Source organism: Acidobacteriaceae bacterium (genome assembly GCA_028283655.1).
Lineage (GTDB): Bacteria > Acidobacteriota > Terriglobia > Terriglobales > Acidobacteriaceae > Granulicella.
On sequence record JAPWKE010000003.1, the window covers coordinates 614,454 to 639,198 of the forward strand.

The 24,745-nt window shown below is 61.5% G+C and carries 23 protein-coding genes and 1 tRNA gene; 12 read left to right on the forward strand and 12 right to left on the reverse strand.

Translation table 11 applies throughout. The features are described from left to right. Nucleotides 1–72 precede the first annotated feature (72 nt). Genes PW792_05325 through PW792_05340 form a run of 4 tightly spaced genes read right to left on the reverse strand, consistent with a single transcriptional unit; the run spans nucleotide 73 to nucleotide 3,261 of the window. Entirely contained in the window at nucleotides 73–819 is a 747-nt protein-coding gene (locus PW792_05325) for a glucose 1-dehydrogenase (protein ID MDE1161353.1), read from the reverse strand. Further along, nucleotides 800–1,951 carry an alkene reductase gene (locus PW792_05330; protein ID MDE1161354.1) on the reverse strand — a complete coding sequence of 384 codons (1,152 nt, stop codon included), beginning with the start codon at nucleotides 1,949–1,951 and terminating at the stop codon, nucleotides 800–802. The genes PW792_05325 and PW792_05330 overlap by 20 nt, the downstream gene beginning before the upstream one ends. Then, nucleotides 1,948–2,640 carry a peroxiredoxin-like family protein gene (locus PW792_05335; protein MDE1161355.1) on the reverse strand — a complete coding sequence of 231 codons (693 nt, stop codon included), beginning with the start codon at nucleotides 2,638–2,640 and terminating at the stop codon, nucleotides 1,948–1,950. The genes PW792_05330 and PW792_05335 overlap by 4 nt, the downstream gene beginning before the upstream one ends. Before the next feature lie 54 nt (nucleotides 2,641–2,694). Beyond that, nucleotides 2,695–3,261: a carboxymuconolactone decarboxylase family protein gene (locus PW792_05340; GenBank protein ID MDE1161356.1), complete on the reverse strand. Its 567-nt coding sequence runs from the start codon at nucleotides 3,259–3,261 to the stop codon at nucleotides 2,695–2,697. Between the two features lie 112 nt (nucleotides 3,262–3,373). On the opposite strand from PW792_05340, the gene PW792_05345 reads away from it, so the two are divergent. Then, a complete protein-coding gene (locus tag PW792_05345; protein ID MDE1161357.1) occupies nucleotides 3,374–4,291 on the forward strand; it encodes a LysR substrate-binding domain-containing protein in 918 nt (305 codons plus the stop codon). Between the two features lie 202 nt (nucleotides 4,292–4,493). After that, nucleotides 4,494–4,568 (forward strand) — tRNA-Gly (locus tag PW792_05350). Nucleotides 4,569–4,596: 28 nt separating this feature from the next. On the opposite strand, the gene PW792_05355 is transcribed toward PW792_05350, so the two are convergent. Further along, a complete protein-coding gene (locus tag PW792_05355) occupies nucleotides 4,597–5,673 on the reverse strand; it encodes a hypothetical protein (protein ID MDE1161358.1) in 1,077 nt (358 codons plus the stop codon). Nucleotides 5,674–6,007: 334 nt separating this feature from the next. After that, on the reverse strand, nucleotides 6,008–7,621 hold the full coding sequence (locus PW792_05360; GenBank protein MDE1161359.1) for a S41 family peptidase: 1,614 nt from the start codon (nucleotides 7,619–7,621) through the stop codon (nucleotides 6,008–6,010). Nucleotides 7,622–7,791: 170 nt separating this feature from the next. On the opposite strand from PW792_05360, the gene PW792_05365 reads away from it, so the two are divergent. From PW792_05365 to PW792_05390, 6 genes are all read left to right on the forward strand, one after another. Beyond that, nucleotides 7,792–9,783 (forward strand): peptidylprolyl isomerase, encoded by a 1,992-nt coding sequence (locus tag PW792_05365; protein ID MDE1161360.1) that lies wholly within the window; start codon nucleotides 7,792–7,794, stop codon nucleotides 9,781–9,783. Between the two features lie 164 nt (nucleotides 9,784–9,947). Further along, nucleotides 9,948–11,051 (forward strand): OB-fold nucleic acid binding domain-containing protein, encoded by a 1,104-nt coding sequence (locus PW792_05370; protein ID MDE1161361.1) that lies wholly within the window; start codon nucleotides 9,948–9,950, stop codon nucleotides 11,049–11,051. Nucleotides 11,052–11,130: 79 nt separating this feature from the next. Continuing rightward, complete coding sequence (aroC, locus tag PW792_05375) at nucleotides 11,131–12,312, forward strand: chorismate synthase (GenBank protein ID MDE1161362.1); 1,182 nt, start codon at nucleotides 11,131–11,133, stop codon at nucleotides 12,310–12,312. Between the two features lie 2 nt (nucleotides 12,313–12,314). Further along, the gene (gene def, locus PW792_05380; GenBank protein MDE1161363.1) at nucleotides 12,315–12,863 is read left to right on the forward strand and encodes a peptide deformylase; all 549 of its coding nucleotides are present in this window, start codon (nucleotides 12,315–12,317) and stop codon (nucleotides 12,861–12,863) included. A gap of 12 nt (nucleotides 12,864–12,875) precedes the next feature. After that, nucleotides 12,876–13,808 (forward strand): methionyl-tRNA formyltransferase, encoded by a 933-nt coding sequence (gene fmt, locus PW792_05385; GenBank protein MDE1161364.1) that lies wholly within the window; start codon nucleotides 12,876–12,878, stop codon nucleotides 13,806–13,808. Between the two features lie 46 nt (nucleotides 13,809–13,854). Continuing rightward, nucleotides 13,855–15,054 (forward strand): transcription antitermination factor NusB, encoded by a 1,200-nt coding sequence (locus tag PW792_05390; protein MDE1161365.1) that lies wholly within the window; start codon nucleotides 13,855–13,857, stop codon nucleotides 15,052–15,054. Here PW792_05390 and PW792_05395 read toward each other — a convergent pair. After that, nucleotides 15,051–15,659, reverse strand: coding sequence for a TetR/AcrR family transcriptional regulator (locus PW792_05395; GenBank protein ID MDE1161366.1), 609 nt, complete (start codon nucleotides 15,657–15,659; stop codon nucleotides 15,051–15,053). The two genes, PW792_05390 and PW792_05395, sit on opposite strands and share 4 nt — an antisense overlap. Nucleotides 15,660–15,721: 62 nt before the next feature. Between PW792_05395 and PW792_05400 the strand changes: the two genes are divergently transcribed. Then, nucleotides 15,722–16,282: an isochorismatase family protein gene (locus PW792_05400; GenBank protein MDE1161367.1), complete on the forward strand. Its 561-nt coding sequence runs from the start codon at nucleotides 15,722–15,724 to the stop codon at nucleotides 16,280–16,282. Further along, complete coding sequence (locus PW792_05405) at nucleotides 16,266–17,690, forward strand: DHA2 family efflux MFS transporter permease subunit (protein MDE1161368.1); 1,425 nt, start codon at nucleotides 16,266–16,268, stop codon at nucleotides 17,688–17,690. Before PW792_05400 ends, PW792_05405 begins: the two co-directional genes overlap by 17 nt. A gap of 24 nt (nucleotides 17,691–17,714) precedes the next feature. Here PW792_05405 and PW792_05410 read toward each other — a convergent pair whose 3' ends face one another. Continuing rightward, on the reverse strand, nucleotides 17,715–18,677 hold the full coding sequence (locus PW792_05410; protein MDE1161369.1) for a PASTA domain-containing protein: 963 nt from the start codon (nucleotides 18,675–18,677) through the stop codon (nucleotides 17,715–17,717). 35 nt (nucleotides 18,678–18,712) lie between these two features. After that, a complete protein-coding gene (locus tag PW792_05415; GenBank protein ID MDE1161370.1) occupies nucleotides 18,713–20,158 on the reverse strand; it encodes a cation diffusion facilitator family transporter in 1,446 nt (481 codons plus the stop codon). Nucleotides 20,159–20,400: 242 nt separating this feature from the next. Between PW792_05415 and PW792_05420 the strand changes: the two genes are divergently transcribed. Continuing rightward, nucleotides 20,401–21,327 (forward strand): AraC family transcriptional regulator, encoded by a 927-nt coding sequence (locus PW792_05420; GenBank protein MDE1161371.1) that lies wholly within the window; start codon nucleotides 20,401–20,403, stop codon nucleotides 21,325–21,327. A gap of 91 nt (nucleotides 21,328–21,418) precedes the next feature. Beyond that, a complete protein-coding gene (locus tag PW792_05425) occupies nucleotides 21,419–22,159 on the forward strand; it encodes an SDR family oxidoreductase (GenBank protein MDE1161372.1) in 741 nt (246 codons plus the stop codon). Between the two features lie 175 nt (nucleotides 22,160–22,334). On the opposite strand, the gene ubiE is transcribed toward PW792_05425, so the two are convergent. The 3 genes from ubiE to aroB are packed head-to-tail and all read right to left on the reverse strand — an operon-like array spanning nucleotide 22,335 to nucleotide 24,537. Beyond that, complete coding sequence (gene ubiE, locus PW792_05430; protein MDE1161373.1) at nucleotides 22,335–23,081, reverse strand: bifunctional demethylmenaquinone methyltransferase/2-methoxy-6-polyprenyl-1,4-benzoquinol methylase UbiE; 747 nt, start codon at nucleotides 23,079–23,081, stop codon at nucleotides 22,335–22,337. Further along, a complete protein-coding gene (locus tag PW792_05435; protein ID MDE1161374.1) occupies nucleotides 23,078–23,416 on the reverse strand; it encodes a hypothetical protein in 339 nt (112 codons plus the stop codon). The genes ubiE and PW792_05435 overlap by 4 nt, the downstream gene beginning before the upstream one ends. After that, a complete protein-coding gene (gene aroB, locus PW792_05440; protein MDE1161375.1) occupies nucleotides 23,413–24,537 on the reverse strand; it encodes a 3-dehydroquinate synthase in 1,125 nt (374 codons plus the stop codon). Before aroB ends, PW792_05435 begins: the two co-directional genes overlap by 4 nt. Nucleotides 24,538–24,745: the final 208 nt, after the last annotated feature.

A 24,745-nucleotide genomic window follows, 5' to 3' on the forward strand; every position in this document is an offset into this window, starting at 1 on the left:
TGCAGAAGCGGCCGCACCGGAGTACTCCGGTGCGGCCGCTTCTTGTTTTGTACTTTGGAAAATCCCTGCTTCTTACTGCAGACCTCCGCTTACGCGAATCGTCTCGCCGGTGATCCATGCGGAATCTTCAGACGCAAGGTACACGGCTGCCTTCGCGATATCTTCAGGCTCTCCAAGTCGGCCAAGAGGTGTGTTCGCTGCGAGTTGCTTGCCGACCGTCTCCTCAAAGCCTTCGATGCTCTGTATGCCAGGCGTGCGTGTAACACCGGGAAGGATGGAGTTTACGCGAATCTTGCGGGCGCCAAGCTCCTTCGCTGCTACCTTGGTGATGACATCGACCGCAGCCTTGCTGGCCGAGTAAATCGCCGAGGCCGGTCCGGGGTTCGACGCGTAGACCGAACTGATATTGAGAATGCTTCCGCCTTCTTCCATCTGCTTGATCGCATGTTGGATGGCAAGCACAGGCCCGAGAACGTTTGTGTTGAACTCGCGATGAAACTCCTGCTCCTGCACAGCTTCAATTGGATCGAACTGGAAGACACCCGCGTTATTTACAAGAATATCCAGACGACCGTACTCGCTCTGCGTTGCGGCAAAGAGCTTTGCCACATCGGCAGTCTTCGACATATCGGCCTGCACGGCGATAGCTTTGCCGCCTGCGCTTACGATGCTCTGCACCACGTGCTCGGCAGCGTCACGGCTGCTCGCATAGTTGACGACGACAGAGGCTCCTGCAGCACCGAACGCTGTGGCGATAGCGGCCCCGATGCCTTTGGAAGCACCTGTAACGATTGCGACCTTACTGTTCAACTTCGACATACTCGTTCTCTCTTTCTGTGTGCTCTTGACGAGCTGCTTCTGCTTGTTCGAGCGTGAGATAGTCGGTATAGCCTTCTGTTCCACGCGTGTAAAAGGTGCTGCGGTCATAGCTGTTGAGCTCTGCGTCGAGCTCAATGCGATGGGGCAGATCTGGGTTTGCGATAAAGAGACGACCGAAGGCGATAGCGTCCGCATCGCCACGCTGCAGCAGCGCTTCTGCGTCAGCAGGCTTGTAGCCTCCTGCTGCGAGCAGACGTGTGTTGCCGGTCACCAGCGGGCGAAAGCGATCGGGCCCGAGATCAAGCTGCGGCTGCACATCGAGGTTTCCGGAGACGCGCGGGCTCACCAGGTGAATGTACGCAGGCCTGCGCTTGTTCACTTCTGCCACGGCGTAGCTGTAGGTCTCCCAGCGATTGTTATCGCTGATGTCGCCGTGCTCGTTGGTAGGTGAAAGGCGTACGCCGACGCGATCCGCTCCCCAGACGTTGATGACGGCGTCAGTAACAGCCAGCAGAAAGCGTGCCCTGTTTTCGACCGAGCCGCCCCACTCATCGGTGCGATGGTTCGAACTGCTATTCAGGAACTGGTCCGGCAGATAACCGTTGGCCCCGTGAACTTCGACGCCGTCGAAACCTGCTTCGAGTGCAAGTTGCGCACTGCGGCGAAACTCTTCGATAACACCGGGAATCTCGGCAGCCTCAAGTGCTCGCGGCACAGGGCGAGCCTTAGGGCCGTCCCAGGTCAGGGCTTCGCCCGAGGAGCGAATCGCTGACGGAGCAACAGGAAGCACGCCGCCTGGCTGGAGGTCCTGATGCGAGAGCCTACCAACGTGCCAGATCTGTTGGAAGATCGTGCCGCCAAGCTCATGCACGGCCTGCGTAATGGGCCGCCAGCCATCGCGCTGCGCTTCCGTATGGATGCCTGGTGTGCCACGATATCCATGGCCAAACGGCGATACGGGCGTGCCTTCGGTGATGATCAGGCCGGCTGAAGCGCGCTGCCGGTAGTACTCGAGCGCCATCGCACTGGGCACGTTGCCTTCATCCGCGCGGGTGCGGGTCAACGGTGCCATAACGACGCGGTTGCGAAGGGTATAAGGCCCAAGCGAGAGGGGTGAGAGTAGCTTCTTCACTGTTTGCCTCCTTGATCTGTGGCGCTCAGTTGGCGGAGTGTGTCGAGCACGATCTCCGGATCGAGCCTGCGTGTGTAGTCTTCATCCACGTAGGCGAGTTTGATGATGCCGCTGCGGTCGAGCACAAACGTGGCCGGGATCGGCAACTCCGTTGCGCCGGTCTCTCCGTTCATCATCGCCAGACCATGCTGAAACTGGTTGTAGGTCTCCAGAAGGTCATTGGGCAGTGTGAAGACGATGCCGAAGCGCCGTGCCACTTTGTTACCTACATCGCTAAGCACGGGAAACTGCAGGCCGTTCTTCTCCTCGGTTGATAAGGAGTTGTCCGGGAGCTGCGGTGAGATCGCAACCAGCGAAGCGCCGAGCTTCTGAATCTCCGGCAGTGCTCGCTGCAGGCCGCGAAGTTCGATGTTGCAGTACGGGCACCATCCTCCGCGATAAAACGCGATCACTACTGGGCCGGCCGACAGCAACTGCTGCAGGCGAACCGGTGTGCCGTGCGCGTCCATGAGAATGAAGTCCTGCGCACGGTTGCCTTCGCTGAGAGAAGACTCGCGGAGAGCGCTACGGATCAGTTCTTCCGTCGCAGCATCCATGATCTTCAGCTTGTCAGCCGGGATCACTTCATTGCGATAGTGATCGCGGGCTGCGTCGAGTTCGTTTGTTGTTTGCAATACCTGCGTCGCCATCAGCGTCTCTCCTTGAGAAAGGTTTGTAGTGTGTTCCGCCTGGGGCGGAAGCTCTTACCGAGCTTCCGCTGCAAAGGCCTGGTCGATCGTTGCCGGGGAGAGATGGTCAAGGTAGTTCGAGACCGTCTTCAGCGCGACGCCAAGCAGCAGTTCCATCACCTGCGGCTTCTGGTAGCCCGCTTCGAGGAATGCCTCCACAGTTGCAGGCGAAGCAAAGCCGCGCTCACGCACAATCTCGCGAACCAGATTCACCAACGCGTTCTGCTTCTTGTCTGCCACGGGCTTGCCATCGCGAACGGCAGCGATCGTCTCAGCAGGTGCGTGGAGGAAAGCCTTGGCAATGGTGGAGTGTGCGGCTGCGCAGTAGTTGCATTTGTTCTCTTCGCTCGCAGCGAGCAGGATCAGCTGACGCTCGATGGGCGAGAACGTGCCCTTCTCAAAAACGCCATCCATGGCAAGGTAACCCTGCAGTACGGTGGGGCTGTTGGCGAACGTGGCCATCAGGTTCGGGATAAAGCCAAAGCCCTTCTGAATGTTCTCGAGAATCGGCTTGGAAGCCTCAGGTGCGGTGGCAACGGTGAGCGGCTGGAACAGGGTTTCGGTAGCGGTAGCGTTCGACATTTTCTTTCTCCTTAGCTCGGTTCATAACCGTCAGCTACTGGAGTAGACACTTTGGCGAGTTGATATGATTCCTAAGAAGATCCGATCAACTTGATAAGAAAAGGCGTTCACCTTGGAGCTAAGACATCTTCGTTATTTCACTGCAGTGGTTCAGTGGAACGGCTACCGCGAGGCCGCAAGGCAGCGGAATATCGCGCAGCCTGCGCTGAGCCAGGCCGTGTCTGAGCTGGAGGAAGAGCTTGGGCTGAAGCTGTTCAATCGCGAGAAGCGGCGCGCCCGTCTCACACCCGAAGGCGAGGTGTTTTACGTTGAGGCCGTGCGTGTTCTGGAGCAGGCTCAGCACGCGATAGATGCAGCCCGCCGAGCCGCACGTGGTGAGATCGGAACGCTGCGCATTGGCTTCCTGGGGTCAGCAACGTCGTCGTTCCTTCCCGATCTGATTCGCTTGTATCGGCAGCGCTACCCTGGGGTGAAGCTTGTGCTGGAAGAACTGACGCCACTGCAGCAGGACGAAGCGTTCGCTCGTGGGGAGCTGGACGTGGGTTTCACGCGCCCACTCACCCGCGATCAGGCAGCACTGTTCAACACGCGCTCTATTTACAAGGAACCTCTGCTGGTCGCGATGCCCGATCACTGCGCGCCAAAAGGGAAGAGCGTGGCGCTGAATACGTTTGAAGGCAAGCCTTTGATCCTCTTCCATCGTCGTGGCGCACCGGGCTTATACGACAGCATCACGGCTTTGTGTAAGGAAGCAGGCTTTGTTCCGCGCGTGGAGTACGAGCCGAACATGATGCAGACCGTGCTCTCGCTTGTGGCTTCCGAAGCTGGAGCCGCGATCGTCCCTGCCTGCGTAAGCAATCTCCGCGCAGATGGCGTGAAGTTTCTGCGTCTTACTCCCGATGAGGCTCGCGTCGAGTTGATCGCAACCTGGCTGAAGGGCGTGCCATCCGTGGTCCTGCAGTCATTCCTCGATCTGCTGGAAACGGAGTCCCTCACCATTTTGGCTAAGGTAAAAAACCATGTGCCATGAAGACCGCAGTCATAACTGCTGCCGTGTTCCCACGCATAGAAGGTGATAGAAGCAGCAGCCTGCTGCCTGACGGGAACTCTCTTCAGGCAGTAACACTCCTCGAACGGATGAAAACTTCGGCATATAATTACGCTGTAAGCGGGAGTAGTTCCGTGGCAGAACGTCAGCCATTCCCAAGCTGGTAATCTGGTCGTCCTCCCGAGCGGGAGTAGCTCAATGGTAGAGTAGCGGCTTCCCAAGCCGTTGGTTGCGGGTTCGATCCCCGTCTCCCGCTCCAAGTTCCATAGGCATACTCTCTAGTCGCATCAGTAAGCCGGTTCACCGACCCATCGACCATCTTTGCACTCCGAATATCCCGCAGACAGGCGAAGTAGTTCGTCATTCCCGTACATCGCTATGTAGTCGTCGATTACCCAGTGACCGTTCTCTAGAATTGCCGTTACATTACCCTCCGAATCGCCCCAATCTTCTTTGAACGCGAGCAGAGCATCAACTCGGTTCTCGCCGACTGCCCGGCTGCTGACGATCCGAAAGGAAGGTGGCGTCGCCGCATCGTTAGGCCCGGTGAAGAGACCTTCTTCTAACCAAGGCGTCGCGGGCTTTGACGTTTCGGCGAGAAGAATCTTGCCATAGCGCCGGTAGTAGCCTCGGTCGCAAGCCGCTAGCCCATCGATCTCTTGAACAAGCCGCTTGCTGAGAAGCGGCCAAAGCACCGTCTTTGCTTTTCCGGATGGAATTCCCAACGGCCTATATTTGGTGATGGCAGCGTAGAACTTCCGAATGGTTTCAATCGCCGCTTCGGGAGAATTGGGATGAACGGTAAGATCCTGCACGATGCACGCTTCGATACAAAACTTCAGCTTCGAAGACGGGAATGTCCCAACTGCTGGTTTTGCTTGGCCGGAAAATCGAGCAAAGCTCTCTGGCGGTCCCATCGAGAACTCAGCGAGAAGCGTGTACTCGCCTGGTTTGTCGAATGCAAATCCCGTGCCATCCTTGAGCGAGATGGCTCTGGTCGTAGAGATCGCCTGATACTGTTTGAGTACTGTGAGATCGGCTGCAGCATTCACTTTGGGGTCGGCCTGCGTTTTTCCTTGCCAGCGCATTGCGGTGCCGTCCGGCCCCGTGACTTTGAAATGCACAAAGTCGTTACCTTGCAGGCTGGCCAGTATCGGTTGCTCTGAGCGGCTATAAAGCTGAAAACCGAATGTCACAGGTTCGCCCATCGAGAAGAGCTGAGTTGTCGGGCGGATGAAGAAGTAAAGTTCTGGAGTTTTAACGACTGCCGTTGTCGCTCGATCCTGCTCACGGTGAGAGCATCCCAGGAAAAGTGGGATTACGAAAAACGACGATACCGTTACCCACCGACTCAACTTGCGCATAGTGAATTAGACACCGGCTAACGACGCTTTGCTCCTGGGGTTTTCGCGAGTCGGAGCTTACTGTCCATACTGTTCATTCTTGGGCGAACCGCAGGACACAGTATGCCGAGAGTGCAAGGAACGCGCAGAATGCAAATGGGTAGATACTTGTGAATCAGTCTTTTGCAGTAAACACATGATGAGGCTAGGTGGGCCTTGAAGAAACAAAGGTAACGTCAGCTTCCCAAGCTCAATGTCGCCGGTTCGATCCCGGTCTCCCGCTCCAAAAGATTTGTAAGCAGCAAGTAAGAAGGGCCGCTCATCAGAGCGGCCCTTCTTATTTGCTGCAGCCACATTAGCGGCTTGCGGTTTGTTGTGCGCCGCCATGCTCTGAAGGCAGTTTGTGCAGGTACAGAGCTTCCGCTTCGGGGAAGTACGTGATCGCCTTGGCGATCTGCGGGTCCCATGCCGCGCGAACCATCATGCCCTGGGTCTGACCAAACTGAGCGGTGAAAAGCTCGGCCTTGATGCTGGTCTTGATCCATTCGATGTTCGTCTGCAAATCGGCATCGGTGTACTCGATCTTGTTCTCTTTCAGGAAGCTCTTGAAGTCGTTCATCACCGCATCGTCCACCACGAAGTCGCGGGGAACGCTGCTGTGCGTCGCGAGGTAGTGCTTGCTGAAGTTGAAGAACGCATACTTCATCAACAGGACATCCTGCTGGTGGTTGCTCTTGATCTCTGCAATCTTCTCGTCGGGCGTGATGCCACCGCCACCGTACACCGTACGGCCGGAGTCGGTGAGCTTCACTTCCTTGTTCGTGTTGTTAGCCGGGGCCGCATCGTCACGAACGTAGAAGTAGTCGAAGCGCGATTCGCCCGAGTAGTCGCGCTGGATCAAGCGACCCGACGGGGTGAAGTAGTGGTACGTGGTCAGCGCAAGCCCGGTGTTCTCGCTGATCGGGAAGACCGTTTGCACAAGGCCCTTACCGAAGGTGGTTTCGCCCACGATCAGTGCGCGGTCATGGTCCTGAAGCGCGCCGGAGAGGATCTCCGCTGCCGATGCCGTGTTGCGGTTCACCAGCACGATGATCGGGTACTTGGCGTCCGAACCATGCGGCGAGCGATAGACCTGGTCAGGGAAGGCACGGCCACGCTGCGACACCACGATCTGTCCCTTCTGCAGGAACTTGTCGCTGACGTCGACAGCCATATTAAGCAGACCACCGGGGTTACCGCGGAGGTCGATCAGCAGACCTTGCAGGCCGGGACCAAACTTGTCCAGCGCGTCCTGCAACTCTTTTGCCGTCGTCTCCGAACCGAAGCTGGCAATGTGGACGTAGCCGATATGCGGCTTAAGTTCAAACGCGAGATCGACGGTAAGGTGCGGGATCTCGTCGCGGATCAGGTCAAAGGTCAGCGGCTTCGGCGAGCCTTCGCGAGCCATCACAACGATGACGTGCGTGCCACGCGGTCCCTTCAGCACAGACGCGACGTCCGAGGAGTCCATCTTTTCCGTGCTCTTGCCGTCAACAGAGAGAATCACGTCGCCCGGACGAATGCCGGCGCGATAGCTCGGCGTTCCTTCAAACGGTGCGACGACGACGATCTTCGTGCCCTGCGGCTGAATCGTCATGCCCACGCCGAAGTACTTGCCCTGCTGGTCTTCGCGCATCTTGGCGAAAGCCTTTGGATCGAAGAAGTTCGAGTGGGGATCAAGCGTATCGAGCATGCCTGGGATCGCGCCATCATAGATCGCCTTGTCCACCTGGTCGGTGTTCAGCTTGTCGGCGTAGTTGGCTTCCACAATAGAGTAGGCGTCGGTAAAGTTCTTCATCGAGTCGCGCAACGTGGACTCATCCGTTGCCGATTGTGCCGCCACACGGCCGCCGAGCAGGCTTCCGGCAACGGCGCAGGCCGAAAGAAATAAAGTGGAGGTGAACAAAGCGCGGCGAGTGCGGCTGGGCATAGGTGAACAATCCTCGAAAAAGGGGCAGAGCGGAAAGCTTCCCCGTTTGGACGTAAGTATATGCGTTTGGATAGGTGCGCGTCGCAAGCGGATGAGCGGCTTTCTCCTCTACAATGGAAAAGCTGGTGACGTAGCGCCCGGAGCGCGGTCGAATACAGCAAAAGGAACGGATGACCGAGAAGCAGATGGGCGTTTCGAAGACTGGCCGAGTTGTGGGTTTGCGGGTAACGGCGACCGCGTTTTTGCTGAGCTGTGTCACAGCCGCTGCCGCAGCGCAGACGGCACAGCCACGTTATCCCGGGCCGGGAACGCAGTTTCCCATGGCTCCGCAGTTGCAACTGCCGAAGATGCCGACTCCCACCGCCATCACGCCGAACGGCGAGGTGGTGGAAGACGTTATCGCGCGTGTGAATGATCGCATCATCACGCGTACGGAGTACCTGCGCTCGCAGCAGAGCCTGTTGCAGGAGGCCCAGCAGCAAAACCTCTCGCCGTCTGATTACTCTGACCGCGAGAAAAATCTGTTGCGCGACATGATCGACCAGCAGCTTTTGATCTCGAAGGCGAAGGAACTCGGCATCACCGGTGATGCTGAGACGCTGCGTCAGCTCGACGAAATTCGTAAGCAGAATCACCTGGATTCGATGGAAGCACTGCAGAAGGCCGCCGAGCAGCAGGGCGTGTCTTTCGAAGATTTCAAGCAGGGAATCAAGGACCGCATCATCACGCAGAGCGTGGTGCGCGAAGAGGTCGGCCGCTCCATCCGCATGACGCATGGGCAGGAAGAGACCTATTACAACGCGCATAAGGAAGACTTCCGCGTTCCTGAGCAGATCCACCTCAGCGAAATCCTGATCCCCACGCCGGATAACGCGACAGACGCTCAGTTGGTTGCGGCAGAGAAGAAGGCTGACGATGCCGCAGCGCAGTTGAAGGCTGGAACAAAGTTTGCAGACCTCGCCAAAAAGGTCTCCGGTGGACCCACAGCTTCGGCTGGCGGCGATCTCGGCGACTTCAAGCGTGGTTCGCTGGGTGACGTGCTGGAAAAGGCTACCTTTAGCCTTCCCGCAGGCGGCACCACCGCACCGATCCGTACCCGCCAGGGCTACGTAATTCTCCACGTTGACTCGCATCAGGAGTCTGGCATTCCTCCGCTCAGTGCCGTGGAGCAGGATGTGCAGAGCGCAATTTACATGAACGCTTTGCAGCCCGCGCTGCGCGCTTATCTGACGAAGGCTCGCGACGAGGCGTACCTCGACATCAAGCCGGGCTTTGTGGATACCGGTTCGGACCGCAAGGAATCGAAGCCCACCTTCACGGCGTACGCTCCTCCCGCGCCGAAGAAGAAGGCGATCGCCAAGCAGCGTCTTGAGCAGAAGAAGCAGGAAGAAGCTGCTGCAGCGCTTGCCGCTTCCCGCGAGAAGGTTCGCGAAAAGCAGGAAATGAAGGCTGCGGAGCAGGCCCGCAAGGCTGGCGCGAAGGATGTCGCCATGCCGGTAAAGCATAAGAAAACGAAGCGTGAGAAGGTGCGTTACGGTCAGGCTCCGCGCAACGCTCTTCCGGCGATGGGCGTGGCAACGATCGAGGAAAATACTCCGTTGACCGGCCAGGCGCCGGGTGTGGCAATGGCTCCGACGCAGGCCACCACCGTGATGACGACCGGAACGGGAACGGACGTCAACGACGATCCGCTCGCGCAGCAGAAAACGACCGACCGCAAGTCGCGCTACTCTGACCGAGAACGTCAGGCAGAGGAAGAGCGCCTGGAGAACAAGGCCAAGCACACGAAGGTTCGTGCGAACAAGCACTCGCAGCAGGCGACCAAGCAGGAAGCTGCCGACGAAACCTACCGCCAGAAGGCCCTCGGCCTGAACGGCGACACCAATAAGAAGAAGCAGAAGCGGAAGAAGGGCGATCCCAAGGAGCGCCTGACTGAAAAGCCAGCGAAGCAGGCCGAAGAGAACAAGCCTGTGGTCGTTGACCAGACGGTAAATCCGACGCTGACCGCTCCGGCTGTGCAGTCCAAGCCGTCGGCAGACAAGACCACCCTGCCGCCGACCTACCAGCCTGCTCCGGGAGCATCGCCTGCCGGTCAGCCGATTCCCAAGACGACCTCGGCTGATCCCAACGCACCTGCTACGACACCTGTTCCCCCGCAGTAAGGGAAGCAGCCCAAGCCAACGAGAACGGCCCGCGCAAGCGGGCCGTTCTCGTTGGCGTATAAGGCCCCGCCACACTCCCGCAAATCCCTTCGCGTCGAAGCTTCTCTCACCCCATACCGCGAACCTCACACCGCACAGCAGCGAGCCGTACAATAAGCCTGCCCATGAAAGAGTTTTACGTCAGCGACGCCGCCCGTTTTGAGAACCAGAGCATCACCACCTACTTCGCCCTCGCCGCGCTAAGCCAGCGTGAGCGCAAGGGAACCGGCGGCACATACCTCGCGCTGACGCTCGCCGACAAAACCGGCTCGCTCGAAGCTCGCATGTGGGACGACTTCGCCGACGCCCTCAACGAGTGTGCCGAGGGCTGCTACGTCAAGGTGCAGGGACAGATCTCGAAGTATCAGGGCAAGTTTCAGATCACGCTCCAGAAGATGCGCTTCGCCGCCGACTCCGAAGTCGACTCCGCAGACTTCGTCCCGACCACTCAGTACGACATCCCCGAGATGGACGCGGAGTTGCGCGGCATCGTCAGCCGCTTCACCAACCCACACCTGCAGCGCCTCGTCCTCAGCTTTCTCAACGATCCCGAGATCGGCCCGAAGTTCGTCGTCGCTCCGGCCGCCAAGCGGCTGCACCACGCCTGGATCGGCGGCCTCCTCGAGCACGTCCTGCACCTTGTCCGCGTCTGCCTCGCCACCGCGCCGTTCTACCCCGAGGTCGACCCCGATCTGCTCGTCACCGGAGCGATCCTCCACGACATGGGCAAGATCCGCGAGCTGAGCTGGAAGTCGAGCTTCGGCTATACGCTCGAAGGCCAGCTCATCGGACACATCTCCATCGGCGTCGGCATGATCGGCGAAAAGATCGCGCAGTTGAACGCAGAGCCCGGTGCGGAGCCCTTCCCGCCACGCCTGCGCGTCGTGCTCGAGCACATGATCCTCGCCCACCACGGCAAGCTTGAGTTCGGCTCTCCCAAGCTGCCCATGACCCCCGAGGCGATGCTTCTCTCCGCGCTCGACGACCTCGAGGCCAAGTTCCAGACCCTGCGCGGCGAGTTCGCCACAGCCCGAACCGCCGGCAAGAAGCCCGACGAAGTCACCGACTGGGTTCGCTCCATGGACCGCGCGCTCTTCGACTCCAGGACCTACCTCGCCGAAGAGAAGCCCGCCCCGCCGGCGCAGACCGTCGAGCTGGACGCAAAGGACGAAGACCCCGCCGCCACCGAAGAAGCCATCTTCGACACCCTTCCGTTCACCTTCGAATAGCGGCTTCCGCGAATCCGCTGCAAGGCTTTGGTCGATCAGCGGAAACTCTGCCCCTCCGCGCCGGTATAATCAACTGGTTATGCTCAGGTTTTCTACAGCAGGGGAAAGTCACGGCGAAGCGCTCGTGGCTCTGGTGAGTGGTCTTCCCGCCGGTGTGCCGGTGGCTCAGGAGTACTTGAATCGCGAACTCTGGCGTCGTCAGCAGGGCTACGGCCGCGGCGGGCGTATGCGCATCGAGAAGGACACCGCGCACATTCTCTCCGGAGTTCGCCACGGCAAGACGATCGGTTCGCCGGTCGCCATGACCCTGGCCAACAACGATTGGAAGAACTGGGAAGAGATTCTGCCGGTCGGCGAAGGCGATGCAGAGAAGCACAAAGCCGTCGCAAGCCCGCGCCCCGGCCACGCCGATCTCGCTGGAGCCCTGAAGTATGACTTCAGGGATGCCCGCTATGTGCTTGAAAGAGCGAGCGCTAGGGAATCTGCCGCACGCGTGGCCTGTGGCGCTCTGGCGCAGATGCTTCTGCTCGAACTCGGCATCGAAGTCGCCTCGCACGTCGTCCGCGTCGGCACGGCCGAGCTTGGACGCGAGGCCAGCTTCGACGAAATCCGCACCATCCGCAGCCGCGAAGACGTGCTCCTCGCCTGCGTTGACCCCGATGCCGAGGCCCGTATGAAGGCCGAGGTGGACTCCGCGCTCCGCACCGGCGACACGATCGGCGGTATCTTCGAAGTCGTCGTGCACGGTCTGCCTCCGGGCGTTGGCACGCACGTCAACTGGGACGAGCGCCTCGACGGCCTGCTCGCGCAGGCGCTGATGAGCCTGCAAGCGGTGAAGGCGGTCGAACTCGGCCGCGGCGTCACCGCCGCCAGCACTCCCGGCTCGCAGGTCCACGACGCAATCGGCTACGCTGCCGAGGGCGAAGGCGACGGTTTCACCAAGTTCACCCGCGAAAAGAACAACGCGGGCGGCATAGAGGGTGGCATCTCGAATGGGCAGGATCTCGTCGTTCGCGGCTACCTGAAGCCCATTTCGACGCTCCGCCGTCCGTTGCCCAGCGTCTCCTTCGAAACCCGCGAGGGTACCAAGGCAGCCTACGAACGGTCCGATGTCTGTGTCGTTCCTGCAGCCGGTGTTGCGGGCGAAGCGATGGTCGCGCTCACGGTGGCGCGCCTGGTGATCGATAAGTTTGGCGGCGACAGCCTGCGCGAGTTGAAGCGCAACTTCGACAGCTACAAAGAACAGATTCGGGCTTACTAGTCATGAGCGAACGCACCCCCCACGTCCCCAAACCGGGCGTGAAGATCCACGAAGTCGTGAAGTATCCGGAACCCGTCCTGATGGCTGAGGCCGAGAAGGTGACGGAGTTTGGGCCGGAGCTTGCTCAGTTCGTCGAAGAGATGTTCGAGAGCATGTATGTGGCTGAAGGCATTGGCCTCGCTGCTCCGCAGATCGCCGTGCCGAAGCAGATTGCGGTCATCGATGTCTCCTTCAAGGAGCGCCCCAAGGACAAGGTGGTTCTCATCAACCCGGAGATCATCGTCCGCGAGGGCAAGACGTACCTCGAAGAAGGCTGCCTGAGCCTGCCGGACATCCACGAGAAGGTGCACCGCGCCGCCCGTGTCGTCGTCCGCGCCCAGGACGTTAAGGGCGAGTTCTTCGAGATCGAGGGAGAAGAACTGCTCTCCCGTGCGCTCCAGCATGAGATTGACCACCTGCACGGCATCCTGTTCATCGACCACATCAGCCGCTTGAAGCGCGACTTGGTGCTGCGCCGTATCCGCAAGCTGCAACGCACCGGCGACTGGTAAGGAGAACGCGGCATGAAGCTCGTATTCTGCGGAACGCCGCACTTTGCTGTCCCCAGCCTGAAGGCTGTGCTCGACGCCGGGCATGAGGTGGCGCTGGTTCTCACCCAGCCCGACCGCCCTGCCGGTCGCGGCATGGAACTGCGCCCGTCCCCGGTAAAGCAGTTTGCCGAGGCCGCCGGTCTGCCCATCCTGCAGCCGGAGAAGATCAAGAACAACCTGGAGCTTCGCGAGCGGCTTGAGGCCATCGCGCCGGACGCGATCTGCGTCGTCGCCTACGGCCGCATCATCCCGTTGTGGATGCTCACGCTGCCACGCTTCGGCAACATCAACGTCCACGGCTCGCTTCTGCCGAAGTACCGCGGCGCGGCCCCCATCCAATGGGCGGTAGCGAACGGCGAGGCCGAAACCGGCGTCACCACCATGCTGCTGAACGAGGGGCTGGACACCGGCGACACGCTGCTCGAGAAGCGTCTGACGATTGCACCGGAAGCGACCTCTGCCGACCTTTTTGCACAGCTTGCCGAGATCGGTGCCGAGGCCCTTGTGGAAACGCTGGCAGGGCTGGAAGACGGCTCGCTGCAGGCCACCCCGCAGGATCACTCTCTGGCTACATTGGCCCCCATCATCTCCCGGGAAGACGGTCGAGTGGATCCACAACAGCAAAGCGCACTGGATATCCACAATCGCTGGCGCGGCTTCCAGCCATGGCCCGGCGTATACGCCTCGCTTCGAGGTAAGCGTTTTATTTTGAACTCGTTGCGGATGGAACCTGAAGTTGAAGTTCCGGCTTCGGAGTTGCTTTTTAGCGGTGGAAAACTTCTACTCGGTACTGTGGATCGCTCTGCGCTGGAGCTGGTTGAAGTGCAGCTTGAAGGTAAGCCCCGCATGCCGGGAGCACAGTTTGCAAAGGACTTCCAGGTGAAGTCGGGTGAACGCATTGGCTGAGCCGCGTCGTTATAAATATCGGAGAATTCCACAGGAAGCCAAGCCCGTGAGCCCGGCCCGTTGGGCAGCGTTTCAGGTGCTCGAAAAGCTCGCCACCTCGGACGCCCACTCGGACGATCTGCTGCACGGGCCGCTCCTTGCCGGGCTCTCGCAGCAGGACACGGCGCTGGCCCACACGCTGGTCATGGGAACGCTGCGCTGGCAGCTCTCGCTCGAAGATCGGCTGCTCACGCTGCTCACGCGGCCCGACTCGCACCTGCCCAGTCAGGTGGAGAACGCTCTCCGGCTGGGAGCGTTTCAGCTCCTGCATCTGGATCGGATTCCGGCCCACGCGGCTCTCAGCGAGAGCGTAGAACTGGTCCGGGCGGCGGGGCATCCCGGCGCCGCGGGGCTGGTGAATGCAATTCTGAGAAAGCTTTCCGTCAATACAAATCCGGCCCGCAAGCCACTGGTGGAGTCCGCCGACGGCCTCGCGAAACGGCTCGGACATCCGCAGTGGCTCGTTCGTCGCTGGGTGAAAGCGTACGGTCAGTCAGCCGCCGAGGCTATCTGCACTTATGATCTGACGGAGCCGACCGGCGGAGAGCTCTTCGCCGATGCCACCGCCTTTCGCATGGACGACGGTTCGCGGCTGGTCGCCGAACTGGCGGCTGCGGCAAAGCCGGACGCCGCCACGGTCTGGGACACCTGCGCCGCTCCCGGCGGAAAGACTTCTGTGCTCGCGGCTCGTTTGCCGGAGGCCAAAGTGCTGGCGACCGACGTCAGCCCGAAGCGTTTGCATCGGATGGCCCAGCGGTTTGAGATGGAACTCCCCGGCCGCATTCGCACCCTCGGCGTGGACGCCGGTAGGCTTTCGGAAGAGGAAGGTCCGTTCGACCTGATTCTGTGCGACGTGCCATGCTCGGGAACGGGGACGATGGCCCGTAACCCGGAGATCAAGGTTCGTCTGGAGCCGGAAGATCTGGAGCGGCAGACGAAGCGCCAGCTCGAAATCGCGCAGGCCGCATTGGCCCGGCTCGCACCCGGGGGCCGACTCGTTTACTCCACCTGCTCGCTGGAGCCCGAAGAGAATGAGGACATTGTGCGCTCTCTAAAGGGTGCCAAGGTCGTTCCTGTGGCTGAAGCGCTGGATCGCCTTCACCTCGCGGACACCGCTCCGCTGGTTCGCGGAGAGTTCCTGCGGACGCTCCCCGGAGTGCAGTTTGCGGGCGACGGCTTCTTCGCCGCGATCCTCGAACGGGCCTAGCGCAGAACGCTTTCGACGTAGTGCGTCAGCAGGTCGCGGTAGGTTTTTGCAACCTGCTCATGGTCTGCCGGAAGCAGTTCGCCGAGCAGGTGCATGAGTCCGCGGAGAAGCTGGATGGTGACATTTCCGGCTAAAAACGCCTCTTGTTCGCTCAGGCTGGGCTTGTGGGAGCGGAACGCTGCGGCGACCGCGTTCCGCAGGCTGCGCCGTGCTTCCGGGGTTCCACGGAAGCGAATCGGACTGCTCACCAGCGTCAGAAATGCAGGGCGCTGGCGCACGAACTCGATTACCGTTTCGATGAAAAACTCAGCAAATTCATGGTTTTTCAGCTTTGGAGCTTGCTCCAGGAGCGGCTGCCACATCTGTTCAAGCTCGGTGCCGTACTGGCTGAGAAGGGCGACGACGACGGAGCGTTTATCCGGAAAGTAGTGATAAAGGCCGCCGATGGAGAGGTCTGCGCGGTACGCAATCTCCGTCATGGTCAGGGCGTCGACGCCGTTTTCAAGAATCAACTTCGCCGAAACCTCGAAAATCGCCTCCAAAGTGCGCTCGGAGCGAGGCTGTTTTGGAGCGCGGCGGACGGGTTTTGACGAAACCGAGGGCATCCTCGTATTCTAGGGATAGATAAACCGAGGGTCTGCTCGGTTTCGTGAATTGGAGCGAAATTATGGTTTTGGATGCGAAGAAAACAGCACTCGTGGCGATTGACCTGCAGAATGGCATCGTTGGGCGGAGTCCGCAGCCTCACCCGGCCGCGGACGTGATGGCGATGACGTCGCAGATTGCTGAGGCGCTGCGCGCCAAGGGCGGGACGGTGGTCTACGTTCGTGTGGACTTCAACGACATGCTGAGCCTGCCGGTGGACACTCCGATGGTGCTGCCTCCTGGGCCGCTGCCCGTGGAGTTGATGGAGTTCGCTCCGGCTTCGGGGTATCAGGAGAGCGATCTGATGGTGACGAAGCGTCACTTCGGAGCGTTTGCGAAGACGGGTCTGGAAGAGATGCTGCGCGAGCGTGGCGTGGAGACGGTGGTGCTGACGGGCATCTCGACGAACATTGGCGTGGAGTCGACGTTACGGCAGGGAACGGGGCTGGGTTTTGGCTTTGTGGTGGTGGAGGATGCGTGCTCGGCGCTGACGGCGGCAGAGCATGAGGCTTCGGTGAAGGGCATCTTTCTTCGTCTGTCGCATGTTCGCTCGACGGATGAGGTCCTTGCGGCTATTGGCTAAGGCTGGCTCCAGTCTGGAAAAGCTGCCACCGGGGATCTGGAAGGTTGCCCTGGTGGCGGTGCTGGGCTCGTTCATGGCGCAGCTTGATGCGACGGTTGTGAACGTCTCGCTGTCGAGTCTGGCGGTGGAGCTGCACAGCGCTCTCGAGCATATTCAGTGGGTGACGAGCGGCTATCTGCTGGCGCTGGCGCTGCTGTTGCCGCTGAGCGGATGGCTGGTCGACCGCTTTGGCGCGAGGGTGGTGTACCTGGGGTGCTTTGTCAGCTTCACCCTTACCTCGGCGATGTGCGGGCTGGCGTGGTCAGCGAACTCGCTGATTGCGTTTCGCGTTCTGCAGGGCATGAGCGGCGGGTTGCTGGCTCCGATGGCACAGCTCACGATGGCGCGGGTGGCGGGCAAGCACATGGCGCGGGTCTTCGGATATGCGGCGCTGCCGGTGCTGCTTGGGCCGGTGGTGGGGCCGGTGCTGGCGGGGGCGATTCTGGCCCATGCGTCATGGCGCTGGCTGTTTCTGGTGAACGTTCCGTTCAGCTTGTTCGCGCTGGTGTGGTCGTGGTTTGTGCTGCCGAAGGACGGACCTGCGGAGCATCGCCGGGAGTTTGATCTGGTGGGTTTTGCGTTGCTGGCCCCGGCGCTGGTGACGTTCCTCTATGGTGCGGACCACTTGCGCGGCGGGTATGGCGGTCTGGTGTTGCTGGGGAGCTTTGTTCTGCTTGCGATCTTTGTGCGGCACGCTCTGAAGCTGGGGGACCATGCCATTGTCGACCTACAGGTGTTTCGCGGGAGCTTTCGCGTTTCGGCACTGACGCAGTTTCTGTCGAACGGCATTGCGTTCGCGGGGCAGTTGCTGGTGCCGTATTACCTGGTGCGGGCGTGTGGCGAGTCGGTGGTGACGACGGGCTGGCTGATGGCTCCGCTGGGTCTGGGAATGATGCTGGTGTACCCGCAGGTGGGTGGCTTTACGGAGCGGTTTGGCGTGCGCCGAACCGCTGTGACGGGTTCGCTGCTGGCGCTATTTGGCTCTATGGTGCTGGTGGGAACGGTGGCGCATGGGCTGAGTCTTCCGGTACTTGAGGTTGCGCTGTTTGTACGCGGCATGGGGATGAGCTGCGTCAGTATTCCATCGCTTTCTTCGGCGTATATCTCGGTGGACCGCCGGACGTTGCCGATGGCGACGACCGCAATGAACATTGTGCAGCGACTGGGTGGGCCAGCGTGGACGACGGTTGTGGCGACGTTCCTGGCGTGGAGGCTCGATGTCTCCGCAGGGAGCCATGCCCCTGCGACGCGCGGGTTTCTGGAGGCGTTTGCCTTCCTTGCCGTGATTCACCTGGCGCAGCTTCTTACCGCGATGCGTCTGCCGATTCTTCTGCACAGCGCGACCGAAGTGGAAGCTGTCGCGAGCTAAGACGTAGAAGCCGTTGCGAGTGAATTAGTGGGTGGCTGGCTTTGCCGGGGCTGCGGGTTTTGCCGGAACGGGGACGGTCACGGTTTTGCCGGTGGCGGGAGCTGCTGCCGTTGCTGCAGGAGTGACGATGACAGGAGCGGCCACGGCTTCGACGACGTGCGCGAAGGTCAGCTTGACGGTGTCTCCGCGGTTGGCGCGATAGCCTGCTGCCGGAGTCTGCACGAGGACAGGCCCTGATGGGCCGGAGGCTTGTGCGGGTTGGCTGACGGCTGCCTGTGCCGGGCGTGCGATCGGCTCGCCGCTGGCGTCGAGGATGGTTCCGTTCGGGCCGGTGTGGGCCCCGGGGGGCAGGGAGCTGGATGCTGAGATGGTGCTGGTGGTCTGGCCGAGCCAGGCGGTCTTGAGGCCGAGCGAGGCTGCCGCCCTGTTGGCCGCGGGGTAGCTCATGCCGAGGAAGCTGGGGAGGACGAAGGCCCCATCGGCTCCTGCGCCGGAGCTGCTGACGAGCAGGGAGACGCGGGGCTGATCGACGCCTGCGTCGGGTGGCGGCGTCTGGGCGACGACGATATCGGGGTCGCCGGGAGCTTCGATGTGGGCGATGGTGCCGAGGTCGAGCGAGGCGCGGCGCAACGTCATGGTCGCGGCGCGCATGGGCTGGGCGCTGACGTCAGGGATAGTGACCTGCTGCGGGCCGAGCGATTCTGTGACGCGAACCTGCCAGCCTTTGCGAACCTGCGCCCCTACAGCTGGCGCCTGCGAGAGGATGCGACCGGCGGGGACGGTGGTGGAGTAGAACTTGTTCTCGATGGTGAGGTCGAGGCCCGCGCGCAGGGCGGCGTCGGCGGCTTCTGAGACGGTGAGGCCGGAGAGGCTGGGGATGAGGGTGTCGCCGGTATGAAGCGCAAGGCGCAGCGTGATGCCGGCGGCGATCATCATGGTCGCCAGCATGGCGATAACGGTAAAGGCGATGCGGAAGAAACGCTTCATCGGACTCCGGTGACAAGGATAACGTGCGGGACGAGTTAGCGTTCGTTGTCGGTGGCAGGTTCGGGGTGGATGAAGACGCTGGTGATCTCGGGGTGGTCGTGGCGGAAGGCGGCTTCGAAGTCGGTGATGATGGCGTGGACGCGGTCCATGGGCATGGCGTCGGGCAAAGTGCAGTGGCAGGAGATCTGCAGGCCGGTGGCGGTGCCGGCGTGAGAGCGCGTGACGAGGATGTCGTGGACGTCGATGATTTCGCGGAACTCACGGGCGACGGTGCGGAGGTTGCGCTCGAGCGCGGCGGCGGGTGGGCTGGCGGCGGCCTGGTCGATCGTCGAAGGCTCACTTTCGATGTGCGTGAGCAGGGTGACGACCTCGGGGAGGTCGCGGCGGATGTTGGCTTCGAGGAGCGAGGCGATGTCGTGCGCTTCGCGCAGGCTCATGTGCTCGGGCACTTCGAGGTGCTGCTCGACGTGGAGGCCGCCGTCGTACTGCTGCACGGTGACGTCGTGAATCGAGAGGTTCGCGCGGGCGGCGACGGCGCGGATGCGATCGAAGACGGACTCCGAGACCGAGGCTGTGGCGAGGGTAGAGATGACGACGTCGGAGTCGGGGAGCAGCTTTTGCACGGTGGCTTCGGCGGCGAGGGTGACCTGCTCGGCGCGCTGGAAGGTGAGGGTGCGGGCGAGGCAGAGGGTGAGGTCGACGAAGTATTTTGGGCCGGAGCGGCGGACGCGGAGGCGGTCGACGGAGAGGACGTCAGGGATAGCCTGCAGGTTCTCGATGAGGTCGCGGTGGGTTTGCTCGCGGACTTCCTGGGGGGTGGCGTCGGTGAGGGAGTCGATGGTGGTGCGGGCGAGGCGGAAGGTGACGGAAAGGATGATGCAGGCGACGACGAGAGCGGCGACGGGGTCGGCGTAGTCGAGGGCCGGGATTCGGAGACGCTGGCCGAGGTAGGAGCAGGCGAGGCCGAGCATGACGGCCGAGGCAGCGTAGATGTCCGTGCCGAAGTGGATGGCGTCCGCTTCGAGGGCTTCTGAGCGGTGGGCCTGGGCGGCGCGATGCAGGGCGCGAGAGCGGGTGAGGTCGACGGCGATGGAGATGCCGAGGACGAGGAAGGGCCAGATGGAGAACTTGAGCGTGAGGTGCTCGTGACGGAGCAGGCGGTGCAGGGCCTCGTAGCCGATCCAGGCGCAGGAACCGAGCATGAGCAGGATTTCGACGGAGGCGGAGAGGTTTTCGAGCTTGCCGTGGCCGTAGTTGTGGTCCTCGTCGGCGGGACGGTCGGAGGCGCGGATGGCGAGCAGGGTGACGCCGCTGGCGATGAGGTCGATGCCGGAGTGTGCTGCCTCTGAAAACATGCCGAGCGAACCGGTGAGGACGCCGGTGACGAGTTTGAGCAGCGTGATGCCGAGGGCGGCGATCAGCGAAGAGAGCGCCGCGGCGCGCTTGGCTGTGCTGGCTTCGTTGGCAGGCGCGACGGGCATCGTGTTTGAGGATACCGCGAGGAGAGAGCGCGGTCTGAGGTGTTTCGGGGAAAGGCTTTGGAAAATTGGGGCTTGGTGAGGGAAAGCTTTGACAAGGAGTGCTGCGAGGGGGCGTGGAGTGCTTTAACGCGAGGTGCGCGAAGTTTGAGACGCGAAGTTCGCAAGGGATTGGGATGACAAGTGGAAGGGAGAAAGGTGAGGCGGGATTTGCGTTTGCGGGGGGATTGCCTGATTCTCTTGAGATGAAGACGAAACGGAGTGAGCTGGCCGAGGTGCGGGAAGAGCTGGCTGCAGCGATTGATCGGCAGCTACCGGGGGAAGGGGACCTTCCAATGGCGGTGCCGGGGCTGCATCTATACCGGCGACACTCGCCGGTGGTCGGGGCGTGCCAGGTGTATGAACCCGCGCTGGCCGTGGTGGCGCAGGGAGCGAAGGCTGTGGATGTGGGCAGCGAGTCGTTTGCGTTTGGCGAAGCGCGCTGGCTGCTGACGCCGATGCATGTTCCGGCGATGTCGCGGATTACGAAGGCTAGTGTGGCGCGGCCTTATCTGGCCTGTGCGCTGCTGCTCGACATGCAGGCAGCGCGGGAGATGATTGCCGAGTTTGACGTGGCGACGGTTGATAGCGTGACGAAGGGTTCGGCGGTGACGACAGGGCCTGTTTCGCTGGATCTGCTGGAGGCGATGTTGCGCGTGGTGAGGCTGAATGAGAGGCCGCAGGATATTCCGGTGCTGGGGAAGTTGCTGCATCGGGAGATTCTTTATCGGCTGCTTACGAGTGCTCATGGAGGAGCGCTGCGGCAGATTGTGACGACGGGATCGCAGAGCCAGCGCGTGGCGCGGGCCGTGGAGTGGCTGCGGACGAACTTTCGCGAACCGTTGCGGGTGGATGAGTTGGCAGAGCATGCGCGGATGGGAGTGTCGACGCTGCATCATCATTTTCGTGAGATGACGGGGAGCAGTCCGCTGCAGTTTCAGAAGCAACTGCGGCTGTTTGAGGCTCGGCGGATGATGCTGATGGATGGTTTGGATGCGGCTTCGGCGGCGTTTGCGACGGGGTATGAGAGCGCGACGCAGTTTAATCGGGAGTATCGTCGGCAGTTTGGGCAGCCCCCGCGACGGGATGTGGCGGGAGTGCAAGGTGCGGAGACTCTGGCCTTTGTTGTTTGAGGCAAGAGAATCAGGCAAGAAGTCGGCAGAAGTAGGCTAACGGTTTGTCTTATGGGAGCCCTACGCTGTTCTTCAAGGAGAACAACGAACCATGGCTGACATTCAAGGCAAGGTTGTAGTGATTACGGGTGCGAGCAGCGGTATTGGCGCGGTGACGGCGAAGGAACTGGCAAAACAGGGTGCGGTTGTGGTGCTCGGTGCTCGTCGCAAAGACCGGCTGGACGATGTGGTGAGCGAGATCGAAGCGGCCGGTGGCAAGGCCCTGGCGGTGGCTTGCGATGTGCTGAAGCGTGCGGACCTGGTGGCGCTGGTGGAGGCCGCGGTGACGGCGTTTGGCAAGGTCGATGTGATCGTGAACAATGCGGGCATCATGCCGCTTTCGCCGATGAGCGAACTGCGCGTCGAGGAGTGGGAGCAGACGATCGACGTGAATATCAAGGGCGTGCTGTATGGCATTGCGGCGGCGTTGCCGGTGTTTGAGAAGCAGGGCAGCGGGCACTTTGTGAACATTTCGTCGGTGGCGGGGATTCGCGCGTTCCCGATGGCGGCGGTATACTGCGGCTCGAAGTGGGCTGTGGGGGCGATTACGGAGACGCTGCGCCAGGAGACTGCGGGCAAGGGGATTCGCACGACGGTGATTTTGCCGGGTGCGTTTGAGACCGAGCTTGGTGGAACGATCAAGCATGCGGAGACGGCTGAGCAGATGGGCCACTTTATGCAGGTTGCGCAGCCGCCGCAGGCGATTGCTGAGGCGATTGCGTTTGCGATCGGGCAGCCGAAGGGCGTGGCGGTGAATGAGTTGGTGGTGCGGCCTGCGGCGCAATTTATCTAAGGCGCTCGTGGTGGGAGGGGAGGTGGCCTTTGGCTGCCTCCCCCTTTTTGTGGCGGTGAGAGGGAAAGCCTGGACGCAGAGAGCGCGAAGGTCGCAAAGGGAACGCGAAGGGATTTGTGGCTGGGGACGCAGATCCCCTGCGGGGATGACAAACAAAAAACCGTACGTTGGCGGACTAGGCTTTGGTGGCTCGGTAGAGGCCTGCGGAGTGCAGGAGGTAGCCGTCCCAGGCTGGAGTGATGAAGCCTGCTTCGGTCATCAGGGAGAGCATTCTGGGAGGGCGCGGGAAGCGGCGGACCGAGTCGGGGAGGTACTTGTAGGCGGCGCGGTCGCCGGAGATCATGCCGCCGATGAGGGGCGCGATCTGCGAGAAGTACAGGTTGTAGACGAGGGCGGAGAGGCCTTCGGGCTGGTTGGCTTCGAGGATACCGATCTGACCGCCGGGTTTGAGGACGCGGGCGATTTCGCGGAGGCCGCCGGCGTAGTCGGTAAGGTTGCGGAAGCCGAAGGCCGAGGTGACGAGGTCGAAGCTGGCGTCGGGGAAGGGCAGGTGCATGGCATCGCCTTCGACCCAGTCGATGGGCTCGGTGGCGTACTTGCAGCGGGCGCGGTCGAGCATTTGCGCGGAGAAGTCGAGGCCGGTGAGGCGTGCGCCGGTGGCGGGGCGGGCCGATTGCAGGGCGAAGGTCTGGTCGCCGGTGCCGCAGCAGATGTCGAGGACGCGGGCGTCGGGGTTCTGGAGGACGGGCGCGAAGGCGCGGGCGGTCTTCTTCCACCAGTGGCGGTCGAGACCCATGCTGATGAGGTGGTTCAGCAGGTCGTACTTAGGGGCGATGGCGTTGAACATCGCTTGTACGTTCTGGGCGGCTTCGGCCTGGGTGCGTTCGTCGGCGGTGCGTGCGCCTGTGGTTTCGGTGGTCATGCTATCGGGCCAATCTTTTCGCGAAGGAAACCGTAGATGTCTGTTTCGTTGGAGCGTTCGACGACGATGAAGAACTGTTCAATTGATTCCTGATCTTCCGTCGCGACGTAGTCTCCTTTGTCATCAACGAGCCAGACGATGTTTGGACCATCTCGGTGGGAATAATAGCCGATGCGGTATCCTTCGCCGCTGGTCAAATCGGGGCGTTGATCTAGCGTAGCGTCATTGGCCTGAACGACTGAGAGCGGAGGAATGATGTTGCTTGGGACGAAGTAGGGTGGGTCCCAGTGTCGCCTCAGATTTAGAGCGTATTCGGCGGCGCGGTTACGCTTCATGCATTAGTCTCGGCGAGGTCTTCGGTGCCGGGCATCTGGGCGAAGAGCTCTTCGGCGCCTTCGAGGAGTTCGGCTTCGGTGACGTCGCGGACGACGGTGGCGTCGCCGATGCCGACCGAGAGGACGAAGCGGCGTGCGTCGGAGCGGTTCTTCTTGTCCTTGGCCGTGAGCGCGACGAGGGTCTCGGGGTTCGCGGTGAAGGGCTTGAGTGGGCCGTAGGCGCGGATGAGGCTGGCGATGCGTTCGGCTTGCTCGGGAGTGACGAGGCCGCGCTTTTGCGCGATGGAGTTGGCCGCGATCATGCCCCAGGCGATGGCTTCACCGTGCAGAAGCTGCTCGTAGTTGGTGGCGGCTTCGATGGCGTGGCCGAGGGTGTGGCCGAGGTTGAGCAACATGCGGACGCCGATCTCTTTTTCGTCCTCGGCGACGACGGTGGCCTTCATCTGCACGGCGTCGGCGATGACGTGGGTGAGGGCTTCGTGGTTGCCGGCGAGGATGGCGTCGGCGTGCGACTCCATGTAGTCGAAGAGGGCGCTGTCGCGGATGATGCCGGCTTTGACGGCTTCCTGGAGGCCGGAGCGGAGCTCGTTTTCGGGCAGGGTCGAGAGGGTGTCGATGTCGGCGTAGACGGCGAGTGGATGGAAGAAGGCGCCGATGAGGTTTTTGCCCGCTGCGAGGTTGGCGCCGGTTTTGCCGCCGACGGAGGAGTCGATCTGCGCGAGAGCGGTGGTCGGGATCTGCACGTAGCGGATGCCGCGCATGTAGATGGCGGCGAGGAAGCCGGTGAGGTCGCCGAGGACGCCGCCGCCGAAGGCGATGAGGATGCTGTCGCGGTCGGCACCGTGCTGGGCGAGCTGTTCGGCGAGGGATTCGAGGGTGGAGAAGCGCTTGTATTGCTCGCCGGAGAGGACCTGGAGGACGATCGGCTGATGTTCGCCGAAGGAGGCGAGGAAGCGCTCGGACCAGTGGTTCCAGATGACGGGCGAGGTGACGACGAAGAGCTTCGCCTTAGGGGTGTCGTGCAGGGCCGAGATGCGGTCGGCGATGTTTGCGAGGAGGCCGGGGCCGATTTCGACGGTGTAGTTGGCGGACGGCGTGCGGACCTGGATCTCGGTGGACATCGTGAGCTAAGGATAACTCGGGTGGTGGTGGGTTGTGGCGGGGCGGACGGAAAGCTTCGACGCGGAGGGCGCTACGGGCGCGAAGGAGACGCTACGGGAGTTGTGGCGCTGTGGAGGGAAGCGGATCGCTTACTGCGTTTGGGGAGGAGAATTCTTAGGGAGTAGGGAATAGGGAGGGGAGGCGAGGGCTTCAATGCAAATGGCGCAA